Below are 24,901 nucleotides of genomic sequence, written 5' to 3'. Positions count from 1 at the left end.
AAGGTGGAACCATCCGACCCCTTGGAGGCCCGTTGTGACCCGTCCCGCCTTCCACCTGGCCATCCCCGTCGACGACCTGGGCCGCGCCCGCACCTTCTACGGTGACGTGCTCGGCCTGAGCGAGGGCCGCTCCGCCGACCACTGGGTCGACTGGGACTTCCGCGGCCACCAGGTCGTCACCCACGTCGTCGCCGGCGCGCGCGCCGAGGCCGGCCGCAACCCCGTCGACGGCCACGACGTCCCGGTGCCGCACTTCGGCCTCGTGCTGACCGTCGAGGACTTCCACGCCCTGGCCGGGCGCCTGCGGGACGCGGGCACCGAGTTCGTCATCGAGCCCTACCGGCGGTTCGCCGGCGAGCCCGGCGAGCAGTGGACGATGTTCCTGCACGACCCGGCCGGGAACGCGCTGGAGTTCAAGGCGTTCCGCGACGAGTCGCAGTTGTTCGCGCGATGACGGGCGTCCTCGTCACCGGCGCGTCCCGCGGGATCGGGCGGGCGGTGGCCAGCGCCTTCGCGGCGAACGGGTACCGGGTCGCCGTCCACTACGGAAGCCGGGTGGCCGACGCCGAGGCGACGCTCGCCGCGCTGCCCGGCAACGGGCACCTGCTCGTCACCGGCGACCTCGCCGACCCGGCGGCCGTCCAGCGGATCGCCGACACGGCCGAAGCGGGCCTCGGCGGCGTCGACGTCCTGGTGAACAACGCGGGCGTCGCGCCGACCCCGGAGACCGCGCACCCGGTCGACGCGGTGTCCTACGCGGACTGGCAGCGGATCTGGCGGCACACGATCGACGTCAACCTGCTGGGCGCGGCGAACCTCAGCTACTGCGTCGCGCGGCACCTGATCGCGCGCGGTGCCCCGGGCCGGATCGTCAACGTCGGCTCGCGCGGCGCGTTCCGCGGGGAGCCGGACGACCCGGCCTACGGCGCGAGCAAGGCGGCGTTGCACGCGTTCGGCCAGTCCCTCGCGGTTTCCCTGGCGCCGCACGGGATCGCGGTGACGTCCGTGGCGCCCGGCTTCACCGCCACCGAGCGGCAGCTGGACCGCATCGACGACGCGTTGCGCGCGCAGAGCCCATTCGGCCGGGTCGGCACGCCGGAGGAGGTCGCGGCGGCCGTGCTGTACCTGGCCTCGGCCGAGGCGACCTGGGCGTCCGGCGCGGTCCTCGACCTCAACGGGGCGTCCCACCTGCGGACGTGACGTGGCTCACCCGTGCAGCAGATCCGGCGGCGGGGGCGTCTGGAGGGCGTGCATCCACTGGGGAAGGTCGTCGTCGCCGGGGTCGCCCTGGTCGTGTTCTGCGGAACGGCCTACGGCTACGCGAACCTGCGCTCGCTCGACGAGGTCACGCGGGACGACGTGATCGGCGCCGAGGCGAAACCGGGCGAACAGCCGGCCGACGGTTCGCTGGACATCCTGCTGGTCGGCCGCGACTCGCGGACCGACCTGCAGGGCAACCCGCTGCCGGCGGACGTGCTGCGCGAGCTGCGCGTGGGCCCGAACGGCGACGACCTCACCGACACCCTCATCGTGCTGCGGATCCCGAACGGCACCAAGGAGGTCAAGGCGTTCTCGATCCCGCGGGACAGCTACGTCTCGATGCCGGGCGGCAAGGGGAAGATCAACGCCGCGTTCGGGCGCGCCAAGGCCGCGGAAGCGCGGAACCGCCGGGCGGCGGGGGAGACGGACAAGGCGAAGATCGACCAGGAGGCGCTGACCGCGGCCCGCCGCGCGACACGGCAGGCGGTCGAGGACCTCACCGGCGTCACGATCGACCACTTCGCCGAGGTCAACCTGCTGAGCTTCTCCGAGATCAGCAAGGCGGTCGGCGGCGTCGACGTCTGCCTGAAGACGGACACGAAGGACCGGAACTCGGGCGCCGATTTCAAGGCGGGCCCCCAGCGGATCGCGGGCGCGGACGCGCTGGCCTTCGTGCGCCAGCGCGACAACGTCAAGGGCGGCGACCTGGGCCGCGCCCGGCGGCAGCAGGTCTTCCTGGCGGGGCTGGCGAAGCAGGTGCTGTCGTCGGGGACGCTGAGCGACCCGGGCAAGCTGTCGGACCTCATCGACGCGGTGAAGCGCTCGGTCGTCCTCGACGGCTCGTGGAACCTGCTGGACTTCGTGGGGCAGATGCGCGGCATTTCGGGTGGCGGCATCGAGTTCGCGACGATCCCGACGGTCAACGTGGACTACCGCTACGACCCGGCCAACCCGAAGGCCACCGCGGTGCAGGTGGATCCGGCCCAGGTGAAGGCGTTCGCGGCGGGCCTGATCGGCGCGCATGCGCCCGCCGCGCCGGCGCCGGTGGTCGATGTCTCCAACGCGAGCGCGCACGCGGGCCTGGCCGCCCGGGTCGCGGACGTCCTGCGGGACAAGGGATTCACCCCGGGAACGACGGGCAACACCGGCTCCCGCCGGACGTCCCTGGTCCGTTTCGGCCCGGACCTGGCGGACCGAGGCGCGGAGGTGGCCAAGCTCCTGGGCGGCTTGACGACCCAGCAGACGTCCTCGGTCCCGCCCGGACACATCGAGGTGTTGCTGGGCTCGGTCTACGCGGGCCCCGGAATAGCAGGCGGCGGAGGTGCACCGGGCGGCGACGAACCGATCACCTCGGGCGGCGTCGTCTGCGTCGACTGAGCCGTCCAACGCGGACAGCGAAACGGGGAGCGGCGTGGCACCGGCCCGCCGCGTGTGCTCATGTTCGACAAGTCTTCCGGTACCAGGCCGCACGAAGTTGATCAAAACAGCGCCCGCGCCGGTCATTTTCCGGGAATGGCGCGAAGACGTTTTCTCCTGTCGGGGACCGGACCACAGTGGACCACTTTCCAGAGTGGTCCTTGACCTTGCCGCACTGGTGAGGCAGTGTTCTCCAAACCGTGAAACCCCGGGTGTCGAATGATTTCGCGCGCCGCTCCACCAGTGGATGATCACCGGACCGGTGGTCATCGGGAAAACCGATTTCCGTCGCTTTCGTCCCAGGAAAACCGAATGCGCAGAAGCTCTGCCCGCCAATGGGGGTGGGCACTTCCGATACTCGCTTCCGCCGTTCTGTGCGCCGGCTGCCAGTCGTCGTCCACGTCGGTGCACTACCCCGACCCCGTCGATGCCTGCAAACTGCCCGGCCCGAACGCTCCCGCCCAGCTCGCGCCCGGGACCGTCGAGATCCCGTCGAACTCGGTCAAGACCGCCGACGCGAAGGTCGTGCCCGAAGACCGTTCCGAGACGGACAACGAGCTGACCAGCTGCAAGCGGCTCTTCGCCCGCGACCTCGGCGGCGGCAAACCCAACCTGCAGGACTACCGGCTCGTGACGATCGCCGTCGTGCGGTTCACCAGCTCGGACGACGCCGAGGCCGCCGCCAAGGCGACCCAGCTGATGACCGACGCGCTCGGCGACCACTCGGGCGTCCGCCTCGCCACCGGCGTCGGCGACGAGGCCGGGTTCTCCGAGCAGTGGGCGGCCGTGCGCACCGGCAACGTCGTGCTCGGCGTGACCATCGCCGACGGCGGCACCGAAGCGGCACTGATCCCGGCGGCCACGCTCGACAACGTCCAGGCCATGGTCACCGACATGATGGGCACGCTGCGGCGCGAATATCAGGGCTGAGGCTCGAGCCGCACCACGATCGCCTTCGACACCGGCGTGTTCGACTTGTCGGCCACCGAACCGAGCGGCACCAGCGCGTTCGCCTCGGGGAAGTAGGCCGCCGCGCAGCCGCGGGCCGTCGGGTAGGACACCACGCGGAACGCCGGGGCCCGGCGGTCGCCGTCGCGCCACTCCGACACGAGGTCGACCATCGTGCCGTCGGCCAGTCCCAGCGAGACCAGGTCGTCCGGGTTGACCAGCACCACGCGGCGGGCGTTCTCGATGCCGCGGTAGCGGTCGGACAGGCCGTAGATCGTGGTGTTGTACTGGTCGTGGCTGCGCATCGTCTGCAGCAGCAGCCGGCCCGCGGGCACCTGCGGGTACTCCAGTTCGGACACCGTGAAGTTGCCCTTGCCGGTGCTCGTGCCGCTGAACTCGCGGGAGTCGCGCGGCGCGTTCGGCAGCACGAAGCCGTCCGGCTCGCGGACGCGGCGGTTGTAGTCGTCGCACCCCGTGACGACCCGCGCGATCCGGTCGCGGATCAGGTCGTAGTCACCCTCGAACGTCCGCCACGGCACGGCGTGGCCCGCGCCAAGCAGCTTCTCCGCCAGCCGGCAGATGATCGCGACCTCGGACAGCAGGTGCGCGCTCGCCGGCTTCAGGCGGCCGTGCGAGGCGTGCACCTGCGACATCGAGTCCTCGACGGTCACGAACTGCTCGCCCGAGGCCTGGACGTCGCGCTCGGTGCGCCCGAGCGTCGGCAGGACCAGCGCCGTGCGGCCGTGCACGACGTGCGAGCGGTTCAGCTTCGTCGAGACGTGCACGGTCAGCGAGCACGACTGGAGCGCCTTCTCGGTCGTCTCCGTGTCCGGCGTCGCCGAGGCGAAGTTGCCGCCGACGGCGAAGAACACCTTGCCGCGGCCGTCGCGCATCGCGCGGATCGAGTCGACGGTGTCCAGGCCGTGCTCGCGCGGGACGTCGATGCCGAACTCGCCGGCCAGGGCGTCCATGAAGGACTGCGGCATCTTCTCCCAGATGCCCATCGTCCGGTCGCCCTGGACGTTCGAGTGCCCGCGCACCGGGCACAGACCGGCGCCCGGCTTGCCGATCATCCCGCGCATCAGCGCCAGGTTCGCGATCTCCGAGATCGTCGGGACGGCGTGCTTGTGCTGCGTCAGGCCCATCGCCCAGCAGTAGATCGTCCGCTCCGACGACGCGATCATCCGCGCGACGCGCTCGATCTGCTCCCGCGGCAGGCCAGTCGCCCGCTCGACCTCCGGCCAGTCGATCTCGTGCAGGTGCTTGGCGTAGTCGTCGAAGTACTCGGTCGAGCGCTGGACGAACTCCCAGTCGACGATCGAGCCCGGCGCCTGCTCGTCCCAGGCCAGCAGCAGGTGCCCGACGGCCTGGAACAGCGCCAGGTCGCCACCGAGGCGGATCTGGGCGAACTCGTCGGCCAGCGGCGTGCCCTTGCCGACGACGCCGCGGACGTTCTGCGGGTTCTTGAACCGCATCAGCCCGGCCTCGGGGAGCGGGTTGACGGCGATGATCTGCGCGCCCTTGCCCTTGGCCTCCTCCAGCGCCGAGAGCATCCGCGGGTGGTTGGTGCCCGGGTTCTGCCCGACGACGACGATCAGGTCGGCTTTGTGAATGTCGGCCAGGCTCACCGAGCCCTTGCCGATGCCGGTGGTCGCCTGCAGCGCCGCGCCCGAGGACTCGTGGCACATGTTCGAGCAGTCCGGCAGGTTGTTGGTGCCGTAGGAACGCACCATCAGCTGGTAGAGGAACGCGGCTTCGTTGCTGGTCCGGCCCGAGGTGTAGAAGAACGCCTCGTTCGGGTCGGTGAGGGCCTTCAGTTCGCCCGCCACCAGCTCAAAGGCGTCGTCCCAGGAGATCGGCTCGTAGTGCGACGCGCCTTCGCGCAGCACGAACGGCTCGGTGATCCGGCCCTGCTGGCCCAGCCAGTAGTCGGTCTTCTCGCGTAGCTCGGCGATCGGGTGCGCGGCGAAGAACTCCCGGCCCACCCGCCGTTTCGTCGCCTCTTCGGCGACCGCCTTGGCGCCGTTCTCACAGAACTCGGCGAGCTTGCGGTGTTCGCCGTCGACCTCACGGGGTTCCGGCCACGCGCAGCCGGGGCAGTCGAAGCCCTGGCGCTGGTTCAGCAGCCGCAGCGCCTTGACGGTCCGGCCGGTGCCCATCTGCTCGACGCTGCGCAGCAGCGAAACGGCCACCCCGGGTATCCCGGCCGCCCAGCCCTTCGGCTTGCCCACTTCGAGCTGGGCCTCGTCCACGTCCTGCGCCGGCGCTTCACGGGTCATGTGCCCATGGTGCGCCCCGATGATCGTTCGCGCGAACAGGGGGTTCGTCACACCCGCGATACGCCACTTTCCCCGAGAAAGAGGCGCCGGCGCCCCCGCGAGACGTCACTTTCCCCAGGAAAGAGGCATCGCCTCACGCGGACTTCACTCCGGCGGTGTGCAGGCCCCGGTCGGCGACCGTGACCACGAGCAGCACGGCACTGATGACGATCAGCGCGATCGCCAGCCGGTGCAGGCCCGCCGAGTCCGCGTGCGGGCCGTAACAAAGGGCGATGAGCGTCGACGCCACGATGGCGCCGAGGTACTGGGCGGTCCGGAACAGCCCGCTGGCGGTGCCCATCTGCTCGGCGGGCGCCTCGCGGTAGAGCGTCGTCTGGTTCGCGACGCTGGTCAGGCCCTGCGCCAGGCCGAACAGCGCGGCCAGCGCCAGCAGCGCGCCGATCCACGTGCCGTCGTGGACGAACAGCAGCAGCACCGAGCCGCCGGCGAGGGCGACGGCGACCGTCACCAGCCGGGCCTTGATCCCGGTGCCGCGGCCGGAGAAGGCGGCGGCGCACACCGCCGTGCCGGACATCGGGAGCAGCATCAGCCCGGCGGCCTCCTCACTGAGCTGCCGCGCGGTCTCGAGCCACTGGACGTAGCCGAACATGATCGCGTAGATGGCCATGAAGCTGAGCGCCTGCCGCAGGTAGGTGTGCAGGATCGCGCGGTGGGCCGCGAGCATCCGCAGGTCGAGGAACGGCGTGCCGCGGCGCAGCTCGACGAGCGTGAACGCGGTCCCGAGCGCGGCGACGACGGCGAGCAGCCACAGGTCGGCGCCGGGGTTCATGAGGAAGAACAGCAGCGCCAGCAGGGTCGCGGAGAACAGGGCGATGCCCAGGACGTCGATCGGCTGCGCGGTGCGTGCGCCGCGGTCGTCCTCCGGTACCCACAGCAGCGCCAGGACCAGCGACAACCCGGCGAGCGGGATGTTCACGGCGAAGATCGCGGGCCAGCCGAACAGGCCGATGAGCAGCCCGCCGAGCGTCGGGCCGACGACCATCACCGTCTGCGCGGACATCGACAGCAGCGACAGCACCCGCGCGGGCACACCCTGGCCGCTCGCCTCGGCGTGGTGGCGCAGCACGGCCATCGCCGCCGGGAACCCGGCGCAGGTGCCCAGGCCCAGGACGACCCGCACGCCGGTCAGCCAGCCGACCGAGAGCGGGATCATGCCGGCGATCCCGGCGACGATCACCAGCACCGCGCCGCCGAGCAGCACCCGGCGGGCGCCGTAGCGGTCCACCAGCAGCCCGACCACCGGCTGCCCGACCGCGGTGGCCAGGTAGAGCGCCGAGATCAGCCAGGCCGTCTGGCCCGGGCCGGCGCCGAAGCTCCGCCCGATCGGCACGAGCGCGACGGCGATGAGCGTCGAGTTGATCGGGTTGAGCACCGCGCCGGCCACCAGCGGGGTGACCAGGCGGGCGCCGAACTTGGCGGGCGCGGTGACGGTGGCCGTGGGGGACTCCTTCGGGGTCAGTGCTGGGCGACGCGCTGCAGCAGCGGCAGGGCGCGGGTGACGGCCTCGAGCTCGGCGGGGGTCAGCTCGTCCGCCAGTGCCTGGGCGAGCCACTCGTCGCGGTGCTGGAAGACGCCGCTGACGGTGGACATGCCGGCCTCGGACAGGCTGATCACGACGCGGCGCCGGTCGGCCGGGTCGGGGGTGCGGGCGAGGTACCCCAGCTCGTCGAGGACGCCGAGGGTGGCGGCCATCGACTGCTGCCGCACGTGCTCGGCGGCGGCCAGCTCGCCCTGCGTGGCGGGGCCTTCGCGGTGGAGCCGGTTGAGCACGGCCGACTGCGACGGCGTCAGGATCCCGGCGTTGTCGACCTGGCGCAGCCGCCGGTGCAGCTGCCCGACGACTCCCCGGATCCAGCCGGCGCTCTCGGCCACGTGTGCAGGTACTTCGCCCATACACACAGTCTAACTGTTCAGTCCAGCCTGTGCATCTGGCTGTGACGAACACCGTGAAGGTGCCCTTCACGGCCTTGGCGACCGCGCTCACGCCGTGTCGTCCCGCCAATCACACGTGATGCCCTCCCAATCACGCGTGATGCCCCTTCAATCACACGTGATGCCCGCCTGATCACGCGAGATGCCCTCTCAAGCACGCGTGATGCCCGCCTGATCACGCGAGTTCCGCCTTCAACCACGCGGGTTTCGTTCCCGATCACGCGAGATCGGCCTCGGGCCACGTGCGACGGGTCAGGCGGGACAGCCGTCCAGGGTCGGTACCGGGTACTTCGGGTCGTAGTAGCCGGGTGCGTCCTGGTCGCCGCCCGTGCCCGTGCCGGTCGGCGGGTTCGCGTAGCCGGGGGCCAGGTAGCCCTCCCGGGCGGCGGCGCAGCCGACCGCCGAATACGCGCTCTGGCCGCCGTCGATCCAGAGGCCGTGGCTGGCGTCGGTGAAGTGGGGACCGGTGGCGACGACGAAGGTCTGGTCGGCGCGCAGGAAGCTGACGATCTCGTTCGGGCTGGTCAGCGACTCGGGGTGGACGTTGTCGAAGGCGTAGGCGATGACGTACTTCGCGTCCACGGCCAGCTCGCCGGGCTTGTCGCCGGCGCGCGCGGTGAGCGTGCCGAACGTGCGGGGGCCTGCGTCGAGCAGGTGGTAGCCGTCGGCGATCTCGGTCAGGTACGAGGAGAAACCGCCGTCGTCCTTCGACGGCTTCCGCGCCAGCCGCGGGGCCAGCTGGTCACGCTGGTCCGGGGCGAACAGCGCGAGGAAGCCCTTCGGGTCGTGCGCGACGAGCACCGCGGGGTCGAGCCCGGAGGCGGTGATGGCCTGCCGGGCCTTCGCGTAGGCGTCCGCGACCGCTTCGGCCTTGAACGACCCGATGGCCGCCGGGGCGGGCGAAGTGATGCCGTCGATCCCCTTCGGCCACGTGTCGGCGGGGGTGTTGGCGTACGGCCGGGCCAGGTCGACGTGGGCGTACTGCGACACCTTCGTCGGGTTCGGCGGCGGGGGCGTTGCGACCGACGAACGGTGCCCGACCAGCACGATCGCCCCGGTCGCGACGGCCAGGATCGCCACGAACACGGCGAACACCCACCACCGGCGTCGAGGATTGCGCGGGCGGCTGCGCCGCTGCTGCCTGCGGACCTTCTTGCGGTCCTGTTTCGCGCCCAGCCAGGCGTCGGTCTTGGCGTGCTTGCGCCACTCCGGGTCCATCAGGTCCGGGTGCGATTCGAGCAGATCGTCCTCGTCCACGTGCTTTCCCCCACAGTCGATGCCTGATCATCGACAGCAGGGACAGTTCGTTACGCGGAAACGCCGAAGAACATGAACGGGTCTTCGTTGACGCCGACCCCCTGGACCTGGTGCACGACGACGGCCGCCGCGACCAGCACGACGACGAGCAGCAGCGCGAGCAATCCCGGCCACCGGCTGGTGCCGGGCCGCTGGGTGCCGCCGGTGCGGCTCTCGCGCTTACGGCGTTTCCTCAGGTCCTTCTTGGCGCCCAGCCAGGCGTCCCGCTCGGCGTACTTCTGCCAGTCGGGGTTCATCAGGTCCGGGTGCGTCTCGAGGCGCCGGTCGTCCGGATCCTGCGGTTGCTGAGGCTGTGCCATCCCGAGTGCCTTCCCCCTGGGTGACCCGCCGTGACGGGTTCGTAGACTTGTCCATTGTGACCGAGAACGCTCCGCAGCAGACCACCGACCTTCCGGGTGCCTGGGACCCGGCCGCCGAGGAAGCACCGATGTACGATCGCTGGGTAGCGGCCGGGTACTTCACGGCCGACGCCTCGTCGGAGAAGCCGCCGTTCTCGATCGTACTGCCGCCGCCGAACGTAACCGGTTCGCTGCACATGGGCCACGCGCTCAACCACACCCTGATGGACGCGATGAGCCGCCGCCGTCGGATGCAGGGCTACGAGGTGCTGTGGCTGCCGGGCATGGACCACGCCGGCATCGCGACGCAGAACGTCGTCGAGCGCCAGCTCGCCGGTGAGGGCCTTTCGCGCCACGACCTGGGCCGCGAGAAGTTCGTCGAGCGCGTCTGGGAGTGGAAGGCCGAGTACGGCGGCCGGATCCTCGGCCAGATGAAGCGCCTCGGCGACGGCGTCGACTGGTCGCGCGAGCGCTTCACCATGGACGAGAACCTGTCGAAGGCCGTCCAGACGGTGTTCAAGAACTTCTTCGACGAGGGCCTGATCTACCGCGCCGAGCGGATCATCAACTGGTGCCCGCGCTGCCAGACCGCGCTGTCGGACATCGAGGTCGACCACAACGACGACGACGGCGAGCTCGTGTCGATCCGCTACGGCGACGGTGACGACGCGATCGTGGTGGCCACCACCCGCGCCGAGACGATGCTGGGCGACACCGCGGTCGCCGTCCACCCGGACGACGAGCGCTACGCGCACCTGGTCGGCACCACCGTCGAGCTGCCGCTCACCGGCCGCCGCATCCCGATCGTGGCGGACAAGCACGTCGACCCGGAGTTCGGCACCGGCGCGGTCAAGGTGACCCCGGCGCACGACCCGAACGACTTCGAGATCGGCCGCCGCCACGACCTGCCGATGCTCACCGTGATGAACGAGCGCGCCGAGATCACGGTGAAGGGCCCGTTCGAGGGGCTGGACCGGTTCGAGGCGCGGCCCGCGGTGGTCGCGGCGCTGCGCGAGCTCGGCCGGATCGTCGCCGAGAAGCGGCCGTACGTGCATGCCGTCGGGCACTGCTCGCGCTGCGACACGGTCGTCGAGCCGCGGCTGTCGCTGCAGTGGTGGGTCAAGGTCGAGGAGCTGGCCAAGCTGGCCGGCGACGCGGTGCGTGACGGCCGCACCAAGATCCACCCGCCGGAGCTGGGCAAGCGGTACTTCGACTGGGTCGACAACATGCACGACTGGACGATCTCGCGCCAGCTGTGGTGGGGCCACCGCATCCCGGTCTTCTACGGCCCGGACGGCGAGGTCGTCTGTGTCGGCCCGGACGAGCAGCCGCCGGCGGGTGAGGGCTGGACGCAGGACCCGGACGTCCTGGACACCTGGTTCTCCTCGGGCCTGTGGCCGATGTCGACGCTGGGCTGGCCCTCCGATTCGGAGGACCTGGCCAAGTTCTATCCGACCAGCGTGCTGTCCACCGGTTACGACATCCTGTTCTTCTGGGTCGTCCGGATGATGATGTTCGGCGTGCAGCAGATGGATGGCAAGCAGCCGTTCGACCACGTGTACCTGCACGGTCTCATCCGTGACGCGCAGGGCAAGAAGATGTCCAAGTCGCGCGGCAACGTGATCGACCCGCTGGAGTGGATGGACGCCTACGGCGCGGACGCCACGAGGTTCACCCTGGCCCGCGGCGCCAACCCGGGCGCGGACATGGCGCTGGCCGACGAGTGGGCCGCGGGCTCCCGCAACTTCTGCACGAAGCTGTGGAACGCCACCAAGTTCGCGATGATGAACGGCGCTTCGGTCGCGGCTCCGCTGCCTGCTGCCGCCGACTTGACGGAGTCGGACCGCTGGATCCTCGGCCGCCTCGGCGCGCTGGTGTCCGAAGTGGACGGCCTGTTCGAGGACTTCCAGTTCGCCAAGGTGGCGGGCGCGCTCTACCAGTTCACCTGGAACGAGCTGTGCGACTGGTACCTGGAACTGGCGAAGGTCCAGCTGTACCAAGGGGATTCCGCGCGAGTCTCGGCCACGCGTTCGGTGCTGGGCCACGTGCTGGACACGGTGCTGCGCTTGCTGCACCCGTTCATCCCGTTCATCACCGAGAAGTTGTGGACGGCCCTGACCGGCGGCGAGTCCCTGGTGATCGCTTCGTGGCCGACGGCCTTCGAGGGCTACGCGGACGCGACGGCCGACGCCCGGATCGCGGACGTCCAGAAGCTGGTGACGGAGATCCGCCGCTTCCGCGCCGACCAGGGCCTCAAGCCGGGCCAGAAGGTCGCGGCCCGCCTCGCCGGCTACGCGGGCGGTCACGAAGAGGCGATCCGCTCGCTGGTGCGCCTGACGGCCCCCGCGGAAGAGTTCGCGGCGAGCGCGTCCCTCGAGGTGGCCCTGGCGGACGGCGTGGTCACGGTGGAACTGGACCTCTCGGGCACGGTCGACGTGGCAGCGGAGCGCAAGCGGCTGGAGAAGGACCTGACGGCGGCCCAGAAGGAGCTGACCCAGACGGAGGCCAAGCTGGGCAACGAGGCGTTCATCGCGAAGGCCCCGGCCCCGGTGATCGACAAGATCAAGGTCCGCAAGGAAACGGCGGTCGCGGACATCGACCGCATCACGGCCCGCCTGGCGGCCCTGCCCAGCGCCTGAGGTAGCCGACCGAAGCCCGGCGCTCCTTCGGGAGTGCCGGGCTTCGTCGTGGAACGAGTGCGCTCCATAGGGGCTCGTCACAATTGGCCGCGCGGGCGGATACCTGCTCGAGAAAGGTGCCGAGGTGGTGCGGCTGCACGCCGACACGCCTCCCAAGTGGCACTTTCACGTGAAAGTGCCGCCGCCCGTTCGCGTCGCCGGGAATGGCCAGGACTGTCGTACCCTTTCGATAGCGTGGAAAACGGGGGCTGCTCAGCGCGATTCGGTCTCCCGCGCGGCTTCGATCAGCGCCACCAGCTCCGGAGTCACCCGGCGGTCCGCCGGGGTCGCCAGGTAGGTCGGCATCACCGGCGATGGATCCCGCAGTGGCCGGAACACCACCCCCGGCACCGGCAGCAGGTTCGCGTGCGCCCGGTAGAAGACCGTCCAGTGTGGACGGCCGTAGCCCAGCGTGCCCAAGGTGTCCTGAGCCGTCGTGAAGTCCTTGCCCAGCACCGGCTCGAAGCCCGCCTCCCGGCAGCACGACACCACCAGGTCGTACAACGGCTGATTCCGCGACGGCGGGCTCAGACGAACCGGGAGTGAAGCCAGCGAAGCGAAGGAAACCACGTCACAAGCAGCCAGCGCGTGCGACGCGGGCAGGGCGACCATCACCTCGTCCGTCCACAGGGGAGTGAAGTCCAGCCCCGAACCCGGCCACGAGCCGCGGACGATCGTGGCGTCCAGGGAACCGTCGCGGACGCGTTGCAGGCGCTGGGTGGTCGGCGCGTGGACCAGCTCCAAAGCAGCCGAAGGTGCGAGACGGGCGAACGCGCCGAGCAAGGGATCCAAGCGGTCGCCGAGGCCCTCGCTCGTGCCCAGGCGGACCAGCGTGCCCGGGACGCGGAACTCCGCCACCGAATCGGCCGCGCGGTCGGCGGCTGCGAGCACCGCCCGCGCGTGCGGGAGGAACCGTTGCCCGGCCTCGGTGAGGGACACCGAACGCGTCGTCCGGTCCAGCAGCGAGACCCCCAGCTCACGCTCCAGCCGCCGCACCTGCTGGCTCACCGCGGGCTGGACGATGTGCAGCCGCTCCGCCGCCCGCCCGAAGTGCAGCTCCTCGGCGACCGCGAGGAAGTACCGCACCTGCCGCAGCTCCACCGCGCCCCCATTCATCAGCGTTCGTGATCAGTGTAGGAGCGGAGTGCCCCTCGGAAAAGCCGCGCCCGGGCGGTTGGCTGGAAGCCGGAAGAAAGGACCAGGACATGCCCTACCTGCACGTTCGCGGCACCCGCCTGCACTACGAAGACGCCGGCCACGGCCCCGCGCTGCTCCTCCTGCACGGCTGGGGGACCAGCGGCCTCGTCTGGCAGTCGTGCCTGCCGGACCTGGTGCGCGACCACCGCGTCGTCACCCTCGACTGGCGCGGGTGCGGCCGGTCGGACCACCCGCTCGAGGGCAACACGATCGACGGCCTGACCGGCGACGTCGCCGCCGTGATCGAAGCGCTGGACCTCGACAAGCCCGTGGTCGTCGGCTCCTCGTTCGGCGCGGTCTTCGCCACCGAGCTGGCGCTGGCCCGCCCGGACCTGGTCGAGCACGTCGTCGCGGTGGACGGCCCGGCCTACTGGCCGGCCGACGCGATGCTGGAGAAGGTCCTCGACCTGCGGGAGCGGATGGCCGACGACCGCATCGGGACCCTGGCCGAGTGGGTGCCTAACTGGTTTGCGCCGGGTGTCTCGCCGGGGCTGGTCGACTGGACCGTGCGCCAGCTGGCGGACTCGAGCGTCTACAGCGACGACCTGTTCACCGAGGTGACGAAGTACGACCCGCGGCCGCGGCTGCCGGAGCTGACCGTCCCGATCACCTACCTGCACGGCGAGCTCGACACCGAGATCCCCCTGGAGGTCCCGCGCAGCTGCGCGGCCGCCACGCCGGGCGCCCGGGTGCACGTCATCGCCGGCTGCGGCCACATCCCGCACCAGGAGAACCCCCGCGCGTTCACCGCCGCGCTCCGGACCGTCCTCGCCTGAAGGAGAACACACATGCCCACGGTCCCCGTGACCCTGGCCGGCGGGGACGCCGCCGTGCACTACGACGTCGACGGCACCGGCCCCGCGCTGCTCCTGCTCCACGGCACCGCCGCGTCCCGCGAACAGTGGGGGCCGCTGACGGCGCTCGCCCGCGACCGGTTCACCGTGCTCGCCCCGGACTTCTCCGGCTCCGGGCTGACCACCGACCACGGCGGGCCCGTCGACGTCGCCGACCTGGCCGCCGAGGCGCTGGCCGTGCTGGACGACGCCGGGGTCGCGGCCGCGCACGTCGTCGGGCACTCGCTCGGCGCCGTCGTCGCCGCGCACCTGGCCGGCACCCACCCGGACCGGGTGCGCTCCGCGGTGCTGCACGCGGCCTGGCCGGTCACCGACGTCCGCCAGGACGCCGAGTTCCGCTACTGGCTGGAGCTGCTGGCCGACGGCCCGGCGGCGTTCGCCCGGATGCTGCCGCTGATGGCGTTCGGCCCGCGCTACTGGGCCACGGCGACCACGGCCGGCAACGAGCAGCTCGTCACGGACCTCACGAAGCTGGTCCAGCCGGGCACCGACCGCCAGACGGAGGCCGACCGCCACGTCGACCTGCGGCGGGTCCTGGGGTTGATCACCGCGCCGACGCTGGTGCTCGGCAGCGCGCACGACCGGATCGTCACGGCCGGGCAGCAGCGTGACCTGGTCGCGGCGATCCCCGGCGCCCGCGCCGCCACGATCGACGCGGGCCACGGCGCTCCGGCCGAGCTACCGGACGAATTCGCCCGCCTGGTCCTGGACTTCCTCGCCTGAAAGCGCGTGAGGGGCAGCCGAGCGGGTGCCCCTCACGCGCGATCAGCGGGCCTGCTTGAGCACCACCGCGGCCATACCGGCCATGCCCGCCTTCAGCGGGTGGTAGGCCGCCGCGACGAAGACGTTCTGGTCCTTGCCGTTGATCCACGCCGAGCCGCCGCGGGCGCAGGCGTCGTGCCCGCGCGACGGGCCGTACGTGTCGACGTAGGCCGCGTTGCCGTCCGCGTCGACGGCGTTCTCGAGGGTCTGGTTCAGGTCCTGCTCCACCTCGTTCAGCCAGGCGTAGTCGCCGTCGGCGAACGGCAGGATGTCCGGGCAGTAGCCGCTCGCCGGGGCAATCCGCGGGTAGCCGACGACCAGCACCCGCGCGCCGGGCGAGCGCTGGTGGATGGCGGCCAGGACGGCCTCGACCCGCGGCTCGATGTTCCCGATCGCCGTCTTCACCGTGTCGACGCCGCTCTTCGTGAAGTGCTCCTGGCACGGGCTGCCCGTCGGGTCGGCCTTCCGCAGGCCCGGGCACGTCGAGATGACGCCGCTGAAGACGCCGAAGTCGTTGCCGCCGATGCCGAGGGTGACCAGGTCGGTGTCGATCCGCAGCGCGCCCAGCTGGGGCGGGTTGGTGCCGCCGAACGGCACGGACTGCGGCCGGGTCATGTTCGTGGTGTCGGCCCCGGCGCAGCTGACGTCGTCGAAGTCGCCGACGCCGAGCGAGTCCGCCAGCACCGACGGGTAGTTCGCGCTCGACCGCCCGCAGCCGAGCGGGTCGGTCCGCTGGACCGGGATGAACGGCCCGGAGGTGTAGGAGTCGCCGAGTGCGACGTAATGGCCGACGCGCGGTGCGGCCGAAGCCGCGGTGACGCCGGTGGTGAGGACGGTGGCTGCCGAGACGACGGCGATGAGCAGCCGGGTGATGCGCATGAAGACCCCGTTCCGTTCGGAAAACTCCCTCCACATCTAGCGAGCACGGGGTGGTGCGGGGGCGGACTTCACCCGCCCGTGGTGTCACAACGGGTGATCGTCCTCTGGCTCACGGTAAGTGATCAGCGTGCGCCAGAACAGCAGCGGCCGGACGGTGCTGCCGGGCAGCAGCCGGGCGGCGTCGCGCCGCACCTCGCCGATCGCCGGGAACCGGGACAGCGTGGGCGCCTGCGGGCCGTCGTCCCCGCCGCCGTTGAGCCGCTCGCCCGCGTAGACGACCAGCCGGGCCAGCGCGTTGGCCGGCACGGCCGCCAGCTCCCGCAGCCAGTCGCGCGGGCCGCTCGGCCGGGCCGGCGTCAGCACGACGAGCACCCCGCCCGGCACCAGGGCGCGGCGCAGCTTGGCGACCGTCCCGAACGGCACGTGGTGCAGCGACGCCAGGCACGAGATGTAGTCGTAGTGCTGCTCCGGCAGGTCGTCGGTGGTGACGTCCGCCTGCCGGTAGACGATCTTGCCCGGGCCCGGCGACCCGAGGCCCGACGCCGCCTCCACCATGGCCGCCGACACGTCGAGCGCCTCCACCGCCATCCCGGTCGCGGCCAGCCGCCGCGCGAACCGGCCGGTGCCGCAGCCGACGTCCAGCGCGATCCCCGGCCCCGGCGGCAGCTGGTCCAGCAGCAGCGGGTGGTAGTGGTCGTTGTGGTTGAACGGCATGCGTCGAGAGTGCCACCAATCACGCACGTAGACTCGCAAGGCAAGTGCGAAAACCCCAGGCCGGAGGAGATTCAGTGCCGCAGGATGAGACAGGTCGCGGGCCGGACCTGTCGGATCTGGACAGCTTCGCGGGCGTCGACGAACTGGGCGCCCAGGGGTACGAGGACGACGACGACACCGACCCCGAACTGGACGCGCGGGACACCGCGTTCGACGCGGGCGGCGGCTCGCGCGGCGGGATCGGCGGGATCGGCCAGCTGGGCGACAACCTCGCCACCGGCCCGGTGCCCGACATGATCACCGCCGAGGACGCCGAGCTGCACGAGCTCGACGACCAGGGCGTACCCGAGGCGTACGGCCACCCGGACGGCCCGGAGGCCCGCCGCGAGCTGATGGCCGTCGAGGCCGAGCTGAACCAGCGCTGGCCGGAGACGAAGATCGAGCCGTCGCTGACCCGCATCTCCGCGCTGGTGCAGCTGCTGGGCGAGCCGAACCGCGGGTACCCGGTGCTGCACGTGGCCGGCACGAACGGCAAGGGCTCCACGGCCCGGATGATCGACTCGCTGCTGACCCGGATGGGCCTGCGCGTCGGCCGCTACACGAGCCCGCACCTGCAGCTGGTCACCGAGCGGATCGCGCTGGACGGCCGGCCGATCTCCGCCGCGCGCTACGCCGAGCTGTGGCACGACCTCGCGCCGTACGTGGCCATGGTGGACGGCGCCGCCGCCGACGGCGTGGCGATGAGCAAGTTCGAGATCCTCACCGGGATGGCGTTCGCCGCCTTCGCCGACGCGCCCGTGGAGGCCGCCGTCATCGAGGCCGGCCTGGGCGGGGCCTGGGACGCCACGAACGTCGCGGACGCCGACGTTGCCGTCATCACGCCGATCGGCCTCGACCACATCGAGTACCTCGGCCCGGACATCCTCGGCGCCGCGAAGGAGAAGGCCGGGATCATCAAGCCCGGTTCCGTCGCGGTGATCGCCGAGCAGGACCCCGAGGTCCAGAAGGTGCTGCTGGACCGCGCCGTCGAGGTCGACGCCGCGGTCGCCCGCGCCGGCAGCGAGTTCGGCGTGCTCGAGCGCGAGATCGCCGTCGGCGGGCAGATGCTGAAGCTGCAGGGCCTCGGCGGCGTCTACGACGAGGTCTTCCTGCCGCTGCACGGCGCCCACCAGGCCGCGAACGCCGCGCTCGCGCTGGCCGCCGTCGAGGCGTTCTTCGGCGCGGGCAAGGACAAGCAACTGGTCGTCGAGGCCGTGCGCGAAGCGTTCGCGGAGGTCGAGAACCCCGGACGGCTCGAGCGCGTCCGCGCGGCGCCGACCGTGCTGCTCGACGCCGCGCACAACCCGCACGGCGCCCGCGCGCTGGCGGCGACCGTGGCCGAGGAGTTCGCCTTCCGCCGCCTGGTCGGCGTCGTCGGCGTGATGGCCGAGAAGGACGCCCGCGGCATCCTCGACGCGCTCGAGCCGGTGCTGTCGGACGTCGTCGTCACCCGCAACTCGTCCCCGCGCTCGATGCCGCTGGAAGAGCTCAACGAGCTGGCGATCTCGATCTTCGGTGAGGACCGCGTCGTCGCCGAGACCGACCTGGAGACCGCGGTCGAGACGGCGATCGCGCTGGTGGAGACCAGTGACGATCCCGAGGAGCCGCTGGCGGGCGGCGGCGTGCTGGTCACCGGCTCGGTCGTCACCGCGGGCGAGGCGCGCACGCTGTTCGGGAAGGAGCCGTCGTGAGCGAGGAAACCCCGGCCCCGCGGCCGAAGCCGAAGGACCCGATGAAGGGGTTCCGCGGCGTGATGTCGGGGATGCTGATCCTGGAGGGCATCACGGTGGCGCTGGCGCTGCCGGTGGTGAACAAGCTGGGCGGCGGCATCAGCACGGCGACCGGCTGGACGGTGCTGGCCGTCGCGCTCCTGCACGTCGTCCTGTGCGGGTTCGTCAAGCGCCCGTGGACGGTCCCGGTGCTCCTCGCGCTGCAGGTCGTGCTGATCGTGCTGGTGTTCTGGCTGCCCGCGATCGCCGTGCTGGGCGTGATCTTCCTGGCGGTCTGGCTGTGGCTGCTGTGGCTGCGCAAGGACGTCGCCCGCCGGATGGCGGCTGGCACCCTGGCCAGCCAGCAGCAACCCCAGGCCTAGAGGTAGTCGCCCCGCTCGAGGTCGTCGAGCAGGGCGGGGTGGCTCGGTGACCAGCCGAGCAGCTCCCGGGTGAGCGTGCTGGAGACGGGTGCGTCGAAGGCGTACGCCGTGCCCAGGAACGGGCTCGCGAAGTGCGTCGAGGCTTCCTCCGGGGTCAGCGCGGCCGTCGGCAGGCCGAGCCCGCGGGCGACCGTCTCGGCGATGTCCTTGAAGACGACGTTCTCGGCGGCACCGTGCAGGACGCTGCCCGCGGGAGCCTGCTCCAGGGCCAGGCGGAACAGCACCGCCGCGTCGAGGCGGTGGACCGCGGGCCACTGGTTGGCGCCGTCGCCGACGTAGGCCGAGACGCCGGTCTTGCGCGCGGTGTCGACGAGCAGGCCGATGAAGCCGTAGTCGCCCGGGCCGTGCACGGTCGGGGCCAGCCGGACGGCGCTCGACCGCACACCGCGTTCGGCGAAGCCCAGGCAGGCCCGCTCGCCGGGGATCCGGAACGCGCCCCGCCCGGTCGCGTCGGGCTCGTCCCGCTCGGTGCTCTCCCGGCCGGCGGGCATGACCAGCGTGCCGGACGTGCTGACGAACGGCTTCCCGGTGTGCTCCAGGGCCTGGCCGAGCGCCTCGATCGCGGTCCGGTCGCGCCGCATCATGTCGTCGGGGTCGGCGAAGTCGCCGCCGAACGCCATGTGGACGACGCCGTCGGCGGCTTCGGCGCCGGCGCGCAGGCTGCCGAGGTCGTCCAACGAGCCGCGGTGCGGGATGGCGCCCAGAGCCTCGAGCCGGGCGGCCGAGGCGTCCGAACGGGCCAGGCCGGTAACGCTGTGACCAGCGGAAACGAGTTCGGTGACGATGGCGGGGCCGGTCAGGCCGGAACCGCCGGTGACGAAGACGTGCATGGGACTCTCCCGCGTAGTGCCAGTGACTGACACTACGAACCGTACCTCGTAGCGTCAGTGACTGGCGCTACCGGGTAGGCTCACGGGGTGCCACGAAGCGGAGAAGAAGCGCGCCGCCGCCTGCAGCAGGCGGCGCTGGAGCTGTACGGCGAACGTGGGTTCGACCGGACGACGACGGCCGAGATCGCGGCCCGCGCGGGCGTCACCGAGCGCACGTTCTTCCGCCACTTCTCGGACAAGCGCGAAGTGCTCTTCGGTGGGGAAGCCGACCTGCGGGACGCGATGGTGCGGGAGGTGGCCGCGGCGCCGGACGGCTTGGAGCCGTTCGACGTCCTGCTCCGCGCGTTCCGGAAGGCCGGGGAGATCCTCGAGCGGAACCGCCCGTTCTCGGAACCGCGGCTGGCCGTCATCGCCGCGACCCCCGCCCTGCGCGAGCGCGAGCTGGCCAAGCACGCGTACCTCACCGAAGCGCTGGCCGAGGCACTGCGGCGGCGCGGAGTCGGTGAGCGGCTGGCCGGCCTGGCCGCCCAGACCGGCTGGGCCACCTGCCACCACGCCGTCCAGGCCTGGCTCGACGACTCTTCGCGAGCCCTGGACGAGCACTTGGACGAGACCTTCGCCGATCTCCGCGGCCTCACGGCGGAGGCGGGCGCCTGAGCGTCCGCCTCCGCCGCGGACGTCAGCGCAGCACGACCACCCGCAGCGCGGGGGAGCGCAGGATGTCGGCTTCGCAGAAGCGTTCCTTCACCCACTCGCCCCGGCTGAAGAGCTTCGTCTGGTCGCTGTAGTACGGCGACTTCGGGTTCGCCGACTGCGAGTACGTCAGCAACGTCGAGGAGTCCGGGCACGCGCGCCCGCTGAACCCGACCACCTGGACGTAGCTCGACCCGTGCACGACCTCGGTGTTCCCGTGGGCCGGATCCCATTGCGGCGTGACGACGTCGAGCACGCCGAGGAAACCCTGCCCGCCGTGGATCGGGATGCGCTCGCCGTTGCGGGTGACGGCCTGGCCGTCCCGCAGCCGGGCGTCGGGCGCGAGGCCCGCGGTGCGCAGCTGGGTGATCGCGTCCCCGAACGCCTTCCGGATGTCCGCGTTCCCGGTGTTGAGCGTGTTCGGCGTGGTGACCGGCGCCTTCGGGTCGAACGGCACGGTGAAGCGGGGCAGCGCGCCGAGCCTGGCGGCGAACTGCTGGAACAGCAGCGATCCACGGCTGTCGAGCGAGTACGTGTGGTCCCAGCTCGCCAACGCCGTGCAGGCGGGCCCGACCGGCACCGGGCCGGACGACGACGGCGCCTGCCCGCCGGGGAACGACGCGCACAGCTTCGCCAGGTCCGCCGCCGCCAGATCGGCGATCAGGCTGTGGTCGGCGAAGAGCGTCTTCTTCATCGAGTCCGTCGTGAACCCGCCCTTTTCCGCCGTGAGCAACGCTTCCCGGGTCCGCGGGTTGCGCTCGGTGCCGATGTCGCCGGCGATCCGCGGGTAGCCCGTGATCGGGGTCTTCGCGTTCGCGAGCCAGGCGCTGTCGTTGGTGTTCAGCTCGTAGTCCCGGCTCTGCTGCTGCGGCAGCCGCGAGGGTGCGAAGATGCCCGGCTCGATCGCGCCGGGGTCGGAGCCCCAGCCGCACGACGACTTGCCACCGTCCAAAATGGCCAGTCCGACCTCGGGGAACGTCTGCTGCCCCAAAGAAGTACTGCACTTCGCCGCCAGCTCGTCGGTGACGTGCGGTACGACCTGGACGTCGGAGTACAGCGCGTGGCCCGCCCGGTCGGTGGCGATCGTGTTCACCCACGGCACGCCCTGGGTGCTGCTGAGCGCGCGCGAGACGTCGGCCGTGCTGCGGGCCTGGTCGAGCTCGAACCAGGTGTTGAGCCCGCGCAGGTTCGTGGCGTTGGCGTCGCGCGCCGTGTACGCCGACTTCGCCGTCCACGGCAGGGGAATGCCCTGGAAGTCGCCGATCACCGGCCCGTAGCGCGTCGACCAGAACGTCTGGCGGACCGGCTTCAGCGAGCCGTCGGCCTGGCGCACCTGGACCGCGACGTCGCGGGACGTCATCTTCTCCGGCGTGCCGTCGACCAGGTAGGTCGTCGGGTCGCCCGCCTGCAGCGGCACTTCGAAGAAGCCGAACGTGACGGGGGTGGACACCGTGTGCGTCCACGCGGCGTCCGCGGTGTGCCCGATTTGGACGAACGGCATGCCGAGCAGGCTCGCGCCGGCGGCGTCGAACCGGCCGGGGATGGTCAGCTGGCTCTGCCAGAACCGGCGGCCGGCCTGCCACGGGTAGTGCGGGTTGCCGAGCAGCACGCTGCCCTGGCCCGCAGCGGTGCTTTCGGACCCGATCGCGATGCCGTTGCTGCCGAGGCCGCTCCCGCCGAGCGCCTGCCGGACGCTCGCCGAGAGCTGGCCCGCCGTCCCCGGTGCCGGTGTCGCGCCGGACGGCGGTGCGGTGAACAGGCTTTCGGTGAAGACGCCCTGCCCGCCGGTGATCGCGATGGCGTAGTAGTGCCGGTAGAAGTCCTGCTCGGTGATCGGCCGGACCCAGTCGGCGCCGCGGCAGGCGGGGTCCGAGATCCCGGACCGGCCGGTGCGCGCGAGGTAGGCGTTGAAGCCCTTGACGTACCCGGAGACGATCTCGCGGACCTCGGGCCGCGGCCCCTGCGGCGCGGGCTGCGCGACCAGCCGGTCGACGACGTGGGAGTCGTTGAGCTGCTGGAAGAACAGGTCGCTGTGCAGGTTGCTGCCCGCTTCGGACAGCGACGGGTAGCCCTCGCCGCCGGGGCCGAAGTACTTCGAACGCTGCGCGCTCACCGTCAGGTAGATGTTCGCGAGCTCGCAGACGTTGTCGGTCGCCGCCGCGAAGCCGTACCCGTACCCGAGTCCGGAGAAGTCCTTCGCGACGATGTGCGGGATGCCGTGTTCGGTGTAGCGGAGGACGGCCTTGGCGCCGTCCTGGCCCGCTTCCGCGATCCCGGTACCCAGCGTGGTGATGGTGAGCGCGGCCGTCAGCACAGCCAGGGTTTTCCTGAATGGTCTCATCTGACCCCCTTGTCGTGATCGCCACGTTACCGACGGCGAGGACGTCCGCCATGGGGGAAATCCCCCGGATTCCGTTCACCCGCGCGCCATCCGGCGTTGGCCGGGGCGGGGTTTGATCCGCCCATGACCGAACCGACCTGCCACTCCCGCCGCACGCTGTTCAAGGCCGGCCTGACCGGCGCCGCCGCCACGCTCGTGCTGCCGTCCACCGCCTTCGCCGCGACGCCGCTGGTGCGCCGCGACCGGCCCGTGCTCACCCACGGCGTCCAGTCCGGGGACGTCACGCCCGGGTCCGCCGTCGTCTGGTCGCGCGCGGACCGGCCGTCGCGGCTGGTCGTCGAGATCGCGCGGGACCCGTCGTTCCGGCACGCCCGCCGCGTCACCGGACCTCTCGTCGGCCCGGACAGTGACGGCACTGGCCGGATCCGCGTCGCCGGGCTGACGCCGGGCACCGACTTCCACTACCGCGTCACGGCGGAGTCGCTGGACGGGCGCGCCACGAGCGAGCCGCTGACGGGCACGTTCGCCACGGCGCCGGTCGGCCGCAGCAGCGCCCGGATCCTGTGGTCGGGCGACGTCGTCGGCCAGAACTGGGGGATCAACCCGGACCTGGGCGGCATGACGATCTTCTCCGCGATGGCCGCGCGGCGCCCGGACGTGTTCCTGCACAGCGGCGACACGGTGTACTCCGACGGCCCGCTGACCGAGACCGTCACGCTCCCGGGCGGGCGCACCTGGCGCAACGTCGTGACGACCGAGAAGTCGAAGGTCGCCGAGACGCTGGCGGAGTTCCGCGGCCAGCACGCGTACAACCGTCTCGACGAGCACTTCCGCCGCTTTGCCGCGCAGGTGCCGTCGTACGTCCAGTGGGACGACCACGAAGTCCTGAACAACTGGTACCCGGGCAAGATCCTCGACAACCCGGCGTACACCGAGAAGCGCGTCGACGTGCTGGCGCCGCGGGCGTACCAGGCGTTCCACGAGTGGCACCCGATCGACTCGCGCCAGGCGGTGGACGGCCGCGTCTACCGGAGCTTCAAGTACGGCACGCGCGCCGAGATCTTCGTGCTGGACATGCGGACCTACCGCAACGCCAACACGGCCGACCAGACGAAGCCGGGTTACATCCTGGGCGACCGCCAGGCCCGCTGGCTGGCCGACGCGCTCGGCCGCAGCACGGCGACGTGGAAGATCGTCCAGGCGGACATGCCGCTGGGCCTGGTCGTCCCGGACGGCACCGCGATCGAGGCGGTGGCGAACAACCTGCCGGGCGCGCCCGGCGGCCGCGAGACGGAGCTGGCCTGGGTGCTGCGGGAGATCCAGCGCCGCCGGGTCCGCAACGTCGTCTGGCTGACGGCGGACGTCCACTACACGGCGGCGCACCACTATTCGCCGGACCGCGCGGCGTTCCAGGACTTCGACCCGTTCTGGGAGTTCGTGTCCGGGCCCCTGAACGCGGGCGCGTTCGGCCCCAACACCCTCGACCCGACGTTCGGCCCGGAAGCGGTGTTCGTCCACGCCCCACCGGCCGCGAACACGGCCCCGATCGACGGCTTCCAGCACTTCGGCGAGCTGAACGTCGACGGCCCGAGCGGCGACCTGACGGTGGACCTGCGCGACGCGACCGGTGCGTCGTTGTGGTCCAAGAAGCTGCACCCACAGGGCCGCTGACGCCGGTCGCCGGGCCCGCCCGCCCGGTTTGTGACGTCGACTACGAAGGCCGTCGAGGGGGTCGGCTAGGCTCGCGCGCACCGACACGCAACCGCAACAAGGAGAAACACCGTCGTGACTGAACGCACGCTGGTCCTGGTCAAGCCCGATGGCGTCGCGCGCGGCCTCGTCGGCGAGGTCGTCTCGCGGATCGAGCGCAAGGGCCTCAAGCTCGTCGCCCTCGAGCTGCGCACCGTGCCCCAGGCCCTGGCCGAGGAACACTACGCCGAGCACAAGGAGCGTTCGTTCTTCGGCGAGCTGCTGGAGTTCATCACCTCGGGCCCGCTGGTCGCGCTCGCCGTCGAGGGCCCGCGCGCCATCCCGGCGTTCCGCCAGCTGGCCGGCGGCACCGACCCGGTCGAGAAGGCCACCCCGGGCACCATCCGCGGCGACTTCGCCCTGGAGACCCAGTACAACCTGGTCCACGGCTCGGACTCGCCGGAGTCGGCCGAGCGCGAGCTGAAGCTCTGGTTCCCCGACCTGTGATCGACACCGGGGCCAC

At 71.6% G+C, this 24,901-nt stretch carries 22 protein-coding genes; 12 read left to right on the top strand and 10 right to left on the bottom strand.

From position 1 onward, the window contains the following. Window positions 1-34: 34 nt before the first annotated feature. The 4 genes from VA596_RS44575 to VA596_RS44560 all read left to right on the top strand — a co-directional run bounded on the left by VA596_RS44575 (window position 35) and on the right by VA596_RS44560 (window position 3,606). Window positions 35-454, top strand: a complete 420-nt coding sequence (locus VA596_RS44575; protein ID WP_323336054.1) for a VOC family protein — start codon at window positions 35-37, stop codon at window positions 452-454. Beyond that, window positions 451-1,200: an SDR family NAD(P)-dependent oxidoreductase gene (locus VA596_RS44570; RefSeq protein WP_323336052.1), complete on the top strand. Its 750-nt coding sequence runs from the start codon at window positions 451-453 to the stop codon at window positions 1,198-1,200. The genes VA596_RS44575 and VA596_RS44570 overlap by 4 nt, the downstream gene beginning before the upstream one ends. Window positions 1,201-1,248: 48 nt before the next feature. Continuing rightward, on the top strand, window positions 1,249-2,637 hold the full coding sequence (locus VA596_RS44565; RefSeq protein WP_323336112.1) for an LCP family protein: 1,389 nt from the start codon (window positions 1,249-1,251) through the stop codon (window positions 2,635-2,637). A 444-nt stretch (window positions 2,638-3,081) separates the two neighbouring features. Continuing rightward, a complete protein-coding gene (locus VA596_RS44560) occupies window positions 3,082-3,606 on the top strand; it encodes a hypothetical protein (RefSeq protein ID WP_323336051.1) in 525 nt (174 codons plus the stop codon). Here the strand turns inward: VA596_RS44560 and VA596_RS44555 are convergent. The 5 genes from VA596_RS44555 to VA596_RS44535 all read right to left on the bottom strand — a co-directional run bounded on the left by VA596_RS44555 (window position 3,597) and on the right by VA596_RS44535 (window position 9,511). Further along, window positions 3,597-5,903, bottom strand: a complete 2,307-nt coding sequence (locus tag VA596_RS44555; protein ID WP_323336049.1) for an FdhF/YdeP family oxidoreductase — start codon at window positions 5,901-5,903, stop codon at window positions 3,597-3,599. The two genes, VA596_RS44560 and VA596_RS44555, sit on opposite strands and share 10 nt — an antisense overlap. A 133-nt stretch (window positions 5,904-6,036) precedes the next feature. Further along, window positions 6,037-7,347, bottom strand: a complete 1,311-nt coding sequence (locus tag VA596_RS44550; RefSeq protein WP_323336047.1) for an MFS transporter — start codon at window positions 7,345-7,347, stop codon at window positions 6,037-6,039. A 71-nt stretch (window positions 7,348-7,418) separates the two neighbouring features. Continuing rightward, window positions 7,419-7,856 carry a MarR family winged helix-turn-helix transcriptional regulator gene (locus VA596_RS44545; protein ID WP_323336045.1) on the bottom strand — a complete coding sequence of 146 codons (438 nt, stop codon included), beginning with the start codon at window positions 7,854-7,856 and terminating at the stop codon, window positions 7,419-7,421. 291 nt (window positions 7,857-8,147) lie between these two features. Beyond that, window positions 8,148-9,152 (bottom strand): hypothetical protein, encoded by a 1,005-nt coding sequence (locus VA596_RS44540; protein ID WP_323336044.1) that lies wholly within the window; start codon window positions 9,150-9,152, stop codon window positions 8,148-8,150. Between the two features lie 50 nt (window positions 9,153-9,202). Beyond that, a complete protein-coding gene (locus tag VA596_RS44535; protein ID WP_323336042.1) occupies window positions 9,203-9,511 on the bottom strand; it encodes a hypothetical protein in 309 nt (102 codons plus the stop codon). A 56-nt stretch (window positions 9,512-9,567) separates the two neighbouring features. Between VA596_RS44535 and VA596_RS44530 the strand changes: the two genes are divergently transcribed. Continuing rightward, entirely contained in the window at window positions 9,568-12,189 is a 2,622-nt protein-coding gene (locus VA596_RS44530; RefSeq protein ID WP_323336040.1) for a valine--tRNA ligase, read from the top strand. A gap of 252 nt (window positions 12,190-12,441) precedes the next feature. On the opposite strand, the gene VA596_RS44525 is transcribed toward VA596_RS44530, so the two are convergent. Beyond that, window positions 12,442-13,344, bottom strand: a complete 903-nt coding sequence (locus VA596_RS44525; RefSeq protein ID WP_323336038.1) for a LysR family transcriptional regulator — start codon at window positions 13,342-13,344, stop codon at window positions 12,442-12,444. Between the two features lie 89 nt (window positions 13,345-13,433). On the opposite strand from VA596_RS44525, the gene VA596_RS44520 reads away from it, so the two are divergent. Beyond that, window positions 13,434-14,201, top strand: a complete 768-nt coding sequence (locus VA596_RS44520) for an alpha/beta fold hydrolase (RefSeq protein WP_323336036.1) — start codon at window positions 13,434-13,436, stop codon at window positions 14,199-14,201. 12 nt (window positions 14,202-14,213) lie between these two features. After that, window positions 14,214-15,002 carry an alpha/beta fold hydrolase gene (locus tag VA596_RS44515; protein WP_323336035.1) on the top strand — a complete coding sequence of 263 codons (789 nt, stop codon included), beginning with the start codon at window positions 14,214-14,216 and terminating at the stop codon, window positions 15,000-15,002. Between the two features lie 42 nt (window positions 15,003-15,044). On the opposite strand, the gene VA596_RS44510 is transcribed toward VA596_RS44515, so the two are convergent. Beyond that, the gene (locus VA596_RS44510) at window positions 15,045-15,920 is read right to left on the bottom strand and encodes an SGNH/GDSL hydrolase family protein (protein ID WP_323336034.1); all 876 of its coding nucleotides are present in this window, start codon (window positions 15,918-15,920) and stop codon (window positions 15,045-15,047) included. An 84-nt stretch (window positions 15,921-16,004) separates the two neighbouring features. Continuing rightward, window positions 16,005-16,634, bottom strand: a complete 630-nt coding sequence (locus tag VA596_RS44505) for a class I SAM-dependent methyltransferase (protein WP_323336032.1) — start codon at window positions 16,632-16,634, stop codon at window positions 16,005-16,007. A gap of 74 nt (window positions 16,635-16,708) precedes the next feature. Between VA596_RS44505 and folC the strand changes: the two genes are divergently transcribed. Continuing rightward, complete coding sequence (gene folC / locus VA596_RS44500; protein ID WP_323336031.1) at window positions 16,709-18,364, top strand: bifunctional tetrahydrofolate synthase/dihydrofolate synthase; 1,656 nt, start codon at window positions 16,709-16,711, stop codon at window positions 18,362-18,364. Next, window positions 18,361-18,765 carry a DUF4233 domain-containing protein gene (locus tag VA596_RS44495; protein WP_323336029.1) on the top strand — a complete coding sequence of 135 codons (405 nt, stop codon included), beginning with the start codon at window positions 18,361-18,363 and terminating at the stop codon, window positions 18,763-18,765. The genes folC and VA596_RS44495 overlap by 4 nt, the downstream gene beginning before the upstream one ends. On the opposite strand, the gene VA596_RS44490 is transcribed toward VA596_RS44495, so the two are convergent. Further along, the gene (locus VA596_RS44490; protein ID WP_323336028.1) at window positions 18,762-19,655 is read right to left on the bottom strand and encodes an SDR family oxidoreductase; all 894 of its coding nucleotides are present in this window, start codon (window positions 19,653-19,655) and stop codon (window positions 18,762-18,764) included. The two genes, VA596_RS44495 and VA596_RS44490, sit on opposite strands and share 4 nt — an antisense overlap. A gap of 87 nt (window positions 19,656-19,742) precedes the next feature. Here VA596_RS44490 and VA596_RS44485 point away from each other — a divergent pair, with 87 nt between their 5' ends. Then, on the top strand, window positions 19,743-20,312 hold the full coding sequence (locus tag VA596_RS44485; protein ID WP_323336026.1) for a TetR family transcriptional regulator: 570 nt from the start codon (window positions 19,743-19,745) through the stop codon (window positions 20,310-20,312). Window positions 20,313-20,334: 22 nt separating this feature from the next. Here the strand turns inward: VA596_RS44485 and VA596_RS44480 are convergent, their stop codons facing one another. After that, window positions 20,335-22,689 carry a penicillin acylase family protein gene (locus VA596_RS44480; RefSeq protein WP_323336025.1) on the bottom strand — a complete coding sequence of 785 codons (2,355 nt, stop codon included), beginning with the start codon at window positions 22,687-22,689 and terminating at the stop codon, window positions 20,335-20,337. A 123-nt stretch (window positions 22,690-22,812) separates the two neighbouring features. On the opposite strand from VA596_RS44480, the gene VA596_RS44475 reads away from it, so the two are divergent. Continuing rightward, a complete protein-coding gene (locus VA596_RS44475; RefSeq protein ID WP_323336024.1) occupies window positions 22,813-24,360 on the top strand; it encodes an alkaline phosphatase D family protein in 1,548 nt (515 codons plus the stop codon). A 114-nt stretch (window positions 24,361-24,474) separates the two neighbouring features. After that, on the top strand, window positions 24,475-24,885 hold the full coding sequence (gene ndk / locus VA596_RS44470) for a nucleoside-diphosphate kinase (protein WP_323336022.1): 411 nt from the start codon (window positions 24,475-24,477) through the stop codon (window positions 24,883-24,885). The last annotated feature ends 16 nt before the right edge of the window (window positions 24,886-24,901 follow it).

This window comes from Amycolatopsis heterodermiae, assembly GCF_034929455.1.
Taxonomy (GTDB): domain Bacteria; phylum Actinomycetota; class Actinomycetes; order Mycobacteriales; family Pseudonocardiaceae; genus Amycolatopsis; species Amycolatopsis heterodermiae.
This window is presented reverse-complemented; position numbering and strand designations above follow the sequence as displayed.

Excerpts from the sequence above, each read along its gene's own strand:
- VA596_RS44520 (WP_323336036.1), top strand. The coding sequence starts at position 13,434 with ATGCCCTACCTGCACGTTCGCGGCACCCGCCTGCACTACGAAGACGCC.
- VA596_RS44510 (WP_323336034.1), bottom strand. The coding sequence starts at position 15,920 with ATGCGCATCACCCGGCTGCTCATCGCCGTCGTCTCGGCAGCCACCGTC.
- VA596_RS44545 (WP_323336045.1), bottom strand. The coding sequence starts at position 7,856 with ATGGGCGAAGTACCTGCACACGTGGCCGAGAGCGCCGGCTGGATCCGG.
- VA596_RS44535 (WP_323336042.1), bottom strand. The coding sequence starts at position 9,511 with ATGGCACAGCCTCAGCAACCGCAGGATCCGGACGACCGGCGCCTCGAG.
- VA596_RS44525 (WP_323336038.1), bottom strand. The coding sequence starts at position 13,344 with ATGAATGGGGGCGCGGTGGAGCTGCGGCAGGTGCGGTACTTCCTCGCG.
- VA596_RS44570 (WP_323336052.1), top strand. The coding sequence starts at position 451 with ATGACGGGCGTCCTCGTCACCGGCGCGTCCCGCGGGATCGGGCGGGCG.
- VA596_RS44555 (WP_323336049.1), bottom strand. The coding sequence starts at position 5,903 with ATGACCCGTGAAGCGCCGGCGCAGGACGTGGACGAGGCCCAGCTCGAA.
- VA596_RS44480 (WP_323336025.1), bottom strand. The coding sequence starts at position 22,689 with ATGAGACCATTCAGGAAAACCCTGGCTGTGCTGACGGCCGCGCTCACC.
- VA596_RS44475 (WP_323336024.1), top strand. The coding sequence starts at position 22,813 with ATGACCGAACCGACCTGCCACTCCCGCCGCACGCTGTTCAAGGCCGGC.
- VA596_RS44505 (WP_323336032.1), bottom strand. The coding sequence starts at position 16,634 with ATGCCGTTCAACCACAACGACCACTACCACCCGCTGCTGCTGGACCAG.
- VA596_RS44490 (WP_323336028.1), bottom strand. The coding sequence starts at position 19,655 with ATGCACGTCTTCGTCACCGGCGGTTCCGGCCTGACCGGCCCCGCCATC.
- VA596_RS44515 (WP_323336035.1), top strand. The coding sequence starts at position 14,214 with ATGCCCACGGTCCCCGTGACCCTGGCCGGCGGGGACGCCGCCGTGCAC.